Origin of the sequence: Pedococcus sp., from assembly GCF_036554925.1 — a bacterium.
Taxonomy (GTDB): Bacteria; Actinomycetota; Actinomycetes; order Actinomycetales; family Dermatophilaceae; genus Pedococcus_A.
The window spans coordinates 1-4101 of the sequence record NZ_DATBMI010000194.1 but is presented as its reverse complement, the minus strand read 5'-3'; the positions used below and the strand labels follow the sequence as shown (position 1 = coordinate 4101).

Annotated in this window: 4 protein-coding genes; 2 read left to right on the top strand and 2 right to left on the bottom strand. The window is 73.8% G+C overall.

Annotated elements, in window-relative coordinates; genetic code table 11:
• The first annotated feature begins 71 nt into the window (after positions 1-71).
• On the top strand, positions 72-1448 hold the full coding sequence (locus tag VIB11_RS15270; RefSeq protein WP_332032255.1) for an MBL fold metallo-hydrolase: 1377 nt from the start codon (positions 72-74) through the stop codon (positions 1446-1448).
• 13 nt (positions 1449-1461) lie between these two features.
• On the opposite strand, the gene VIB11_RS15265 is transcribed toward VIB11_RS15270, so the two are convergent.
• On the bottom strand, positions 1462-2484 hold the full coding sequence (locus VIB11_RS15265; protein WP_349257514.1) for a zinc-dependent alcohol dehydrogenase family protein: 1023 nt from the start codon (positions 2482-2484) through the stop codon (positions 1462-1464).
• Positions 2481-2930, bottom strand: a complete 450-nt coding sequence (locus VIB11_RS15260; protein ID WP_332032253.1) for an Hsp20/alpha crystallin family protein — start codon at positions 2928-2930, stop codon at positions 2481-2483. Before VIB11_RS15260 ends, VIB11_RS15265 begins: the two co-directional genes overlap by 4 nt.
• A gap of 141 nt (positions 2931-3071) precedes the next feature.
• Between VIB11_RS15260 and VIB11_RS15255 the strand changes: the two genes are divergently transcribed.
• The coding region (locus VIB11_RS15255) for an AMP-binding protein (RefSeq protein WP_332032251.1) at positions 3072-4101 on the top strand (1030 nt) is incomplete at its 3' end.

Here is a 4101-nt window from a genome sequence, read left to right as displayed (position 1 = left end):
CCGACGCTGGTGCAGGGTCTCTCGCTCGGCTGCGGCGAGCGGGGCGCCGGAACCGAAGGGCGGTGGGCACGATGGCGACGTCCCTGACGTTCCACGGCGCCGCGGGCACCGTGACGGGGAGCAAGTTCCTCCTCGAGCACGGGCGGCGCCGGATGCTCGTGGACTGCGGCCTCTACCAGGGCGAGCGCGAGTGGCGGCGGCTGAACTGGGCGCCCGTCCCGTTCCTGCCCAGCGGCGTCTCCGACGTGCTCCTGACCCATGCACACCTCGACCACTGCGGCTACCTGCCCGCGCTGGTCCGCAAGGGGTTCACCGGGCCGGCCTGGGCCACCAGGGGCACGGCCGAGCTCGCGGCGATCGTGCTGCGCGACAGCGCCCACCTGCAGGAGGAGGACGCCGAGTACGCCCGGCGCGGCGGCTACTCACGCCACGACCCACCGCTGCCGCTCTACACCGAGGCGGACGCCGAGCGGGCGATCCGGGCCCTGCACACCCGTGGGTTCGGCGAGCTCGAGCCCCTCGGGGACGGCGTGGCCTTCACCTTCCACCGGGCCGGTCACATCCTCGGGTCGTCCACGGTGCTGCTCGAGCTGGGGAGTGCGAGCGTGCTGTTCTCCGGGGACCTCGGCCGCCCGGTCCACGACCTGCTCCTGCCCCGGGAGGACCCCTCGTCGGCCCGCACCGTCGTGATCGAGGCGACCTACGGCGACCGCGAGCACCCCGAGCCCGCCGCCGAGGAACACGCCGCTCTTGCCGACGTCATCCGGCGCACGGTCCGCAGGGGAGGCTCGGTGGTCATCCCGGCGTTCGCGGTCGACCGGACCGAGCTCGTGGTGATCGCCCTGGCCCGCATGCTGGAGCGCGGTGTCATCCCCCACGTGCCCATCTACATCGACAGCCCGATGGCCCTGGCGGCGCTCGAGGTCTACCGCCGGGCGGAGTACCGCCACGAGCTCCGTCCCGGCGCTGCCGACGCCCTGGACCGGCTGAGCGGCCTGCGGGAGGCGCGCACGGCCGACGAGTCGCGGGACCTCAACGCCCCGCACCAGCCCTCGGTCGTCATCTCGGCCTCCGGCATGGCCTCGGGCGGTCGCGTCGTGCACCACCTGCGGCACCTGCTTCCCGACCGGCGCAACGCCGTCGTGCTCACCGGCTACCAGGCCGTCGGAACCCGCGGGCGCGCCCTGGCCGACGGGGCCCACGAGGTGAAGATCATGGGCCGCTACGTGCCGGTGCGGGCCGAGATCGTCACGGACGAGGAGTTCTCGGTGCATGCCGACGCCTCCGAGCTGGTCGACTGGCTGGTGCGCATCCCCCGGCCTCCCGAGACGGTGTACGTCGTGCACGGGGAGCCGGGGGCGGCCGCCAGTCTCGCCGCGCGGATCCGGCACGAGACCGGCTGGACGGTCGCCGTGCCGCGCCTCGGCGAGCGGGTCCTCGTGGACTGAGACGGGCGACAGGTCAGGAGGAGACCCGCAGCACCGCTGCGCCGCGCACGTCCCCGGCGGCGACGTGCGCCAGCGCCTGGTCAGCGGCGTCGAACCCGAACGTGGTCGTGGTCGGCCTCAGGCCGAGACGGGCAGCCAGGGTGAGGAACTCCTCGCCGTCGCGTCGGGTGTTGCTGGTGACCGAGCAGACGCTGCGCTCACGGAACAGGTGCCGCTGGTAGTCCAGCGGCGGGATCTGCGTGACGTGGATGCCGGCGAGCGCCAGCGTGCCGCCCGCCTCGAGCGACTCCAGGGCCACCGGCACCAGGTCGCCGGCGGGGGCGAAGACGATCGCCGAGTCGAGCTTCACCGGGGCCGGGTCACGCGGCCCACCCACCGAGGCGGCACCGAGCTCCCGCGCGAGCTCGCGGGCCTGCACACCGCGGGTCAGGACGTGCACCTCCGCCCCCTGCGCCAGGGCGACCTGGGCGGTGAGGTGGGCGCTGGCCCCGAACCCGTAGATCCCGAGACGCCCGCCCACGGGCAGCCTCGCCCGGCGCAGCGACCGGTAGCCGATGATCCCGGCGCACAGCAGCGGCGCGGCCTGCTCGTCAGAGAAGCCGGCCGGCAGACGGTAGGCGAATCCCTCTGGCACCACGGCGAACTCGGCATACCCACCGTCAGAGTCCCAGCCGGTGTACTGCGAGGCCTCGCACAGGTTCTCGCGCCCGGAGCGGCACCAACGGCATACGCCGCAGGTGGCGCGGAGCCACGCGATGCCGACGCGGTCCCCCACCGCGAACCGGCTCGCTCCCGCGCCGACGGCCACGACCGTGCCCACCACCTCGTGCCCGGGGACCGCTGACGGCCGGCGCGGTGGCAGGTCCCCCTCGGCCAGGTGCAGGTCGGTCCGGCACACCCCGCAGCAGCCGACCTCGACCAGCACCTCGCCCGCCCCCGGCTCCGGGCGCTCGCGCTCCCCCAGGCGGAGCGGGCGCGCGTCGAGCGGGCCCGGCTCGACCACCGCCCAGGCCCGCATCGACGGACCGCCGGTCACGTCACCGTGATGTGCGTGGTCTTGGCCTCGCTCGCCTTCGGCATCGTGATGGTGAGGACCCCGTCGGTGAGGACCGCCGTGACCCCCTTCTCCTCGACCGGGCTCGGCAGGATCGCCTCGTAGCTGAACGTGCCGGTGACCCGGGTGGTGTGCCGCAGCACGCCCTTGCGCTCCTTCTCGACGCGCTTGCCGTGGACGGTGAGCCGCCTATCCGAGATGTCGATCGCGATGTCGCCCTTCTCGACGCCGGGCAGGTCGAGCTCGACGGTGAACGCCTCATCCGTCTCGTGCAGGACGCCGCCCGGGGCGTAGTCGAACGCGGCGGGGAGGGCGGGCCACATGTCCTCCATGAGCTCGCGCATCCGGCTGCTCCACGGCGCGATGTCGTCCCAGGGGGACCGTCGGCGCAGCTCCGTGGACCGCGGCGTCGTGCTGTTCGTGGTCATCGCCAACCTCCTTGTCAGGTCAGGGGTGCAGCACTTCCACACCCCCCTTCCCTCCCGGCCTCAGTCCACGCCCGGACCACGACGGAAGACAGTGGCTTTGGTCCCTGTCCCACCCACTGGCGCGCCGGGGATGGTGGTCACATGGCCGACTCGGTGGCGGAGCGTGGTGCGGCACCTGAGCGCGTCACGGTGGAGGGGGTGGCCGCCGAGCGGCCCCCGATCGTGCACGTCCCGGCGCGGCCTCCACAGGTCGGGGACTACGAGGCGCGCTGCCGCTCCTTCACGTGGGCCGAGGCGCGCGACTGGCTCGACGGACTGCCGGGCGGCGGGCTGAACATCGCCCACGAGGCCGTCGACCGCCACGCCCGCGGGCCGCTCGCCGACAGCGTGGCGCTGCGCTTCCTCAGCCGCACCGAGCCCACCACGGAGATGACGTATGCCGCCCTGGCGCGGCACACGGACGCCGTCGCCGTTGCGCTGCGCCGCCTCGGCGTCGAGAGGGGTGACCGGGTGTGCACACTCCTGCCGCGCTCCCCCGCGCTCTACCTCACCGCCCTGGGCGCCCTGAAGGTGGGCGCGGTCTACTGCCCGCTCTTCCCGGCCTTCGGGATGGACCCGGTGCGCCAACGGCTGCAGCTCGGGGGCGTCAGGGTCCTGGTCACGGACGCGGAGTCCTACGCGCGCAAGATCGCACCGGCACGTGACGACCTCCCCGACCTGCAGACGGTGCTCCTCGTGGGCGACGGCCCGGGCGTCGACGGCACCCTGGCGTGGGACGAGACCCTTGCCGAGGCAGAGGCAGAGCTCGACCGCGAAGGGTTCGCCATCACGCCGACGCGGCCGGATGACCCCGCCCTGCTGCACTTCACGAGCGGGACGACCGGGCGCCCCAAGGGAGCCGTGCACGTGCACCAGGCCGTCGTCGCACACCACGCCACGGCCCGCTTCTCGCTCGACCTGGCAGCCGGCGACGTCTACTGGTGCACCGCTGACCCGGGCTGGGTGACCGGCACGTCCTACGGCATCATCGGCCCGCTCACCCGGGGCGCGACCATCGTGACCGACTCGGCGGACTTCGACGCACGGCGCTGGTACGCCATCCTCCAGGACGAGCGGATCGAGGTCTTCTACACCGCGCCGACCGCGCTGCGGATGCTGATGCGCAAGGGCG

Excerpts from the sequence above, each read along its gene's own strand:
- VIB11_RS15260 (WP_332032253.1), bottom strand. The coding sequence starts at position 2,930 with ATGACCACGAACAGCACGACGCCGCGGTCCACGGAGCTGCGCCGACGG.
- VIB11_RS15270 (WP_332032255.1), top strand. The coding sequence starts at position 72 with ATGGCGACGTCCCTGACGTTCCACGGCGCCGCGGGCACCGTGACGGGG.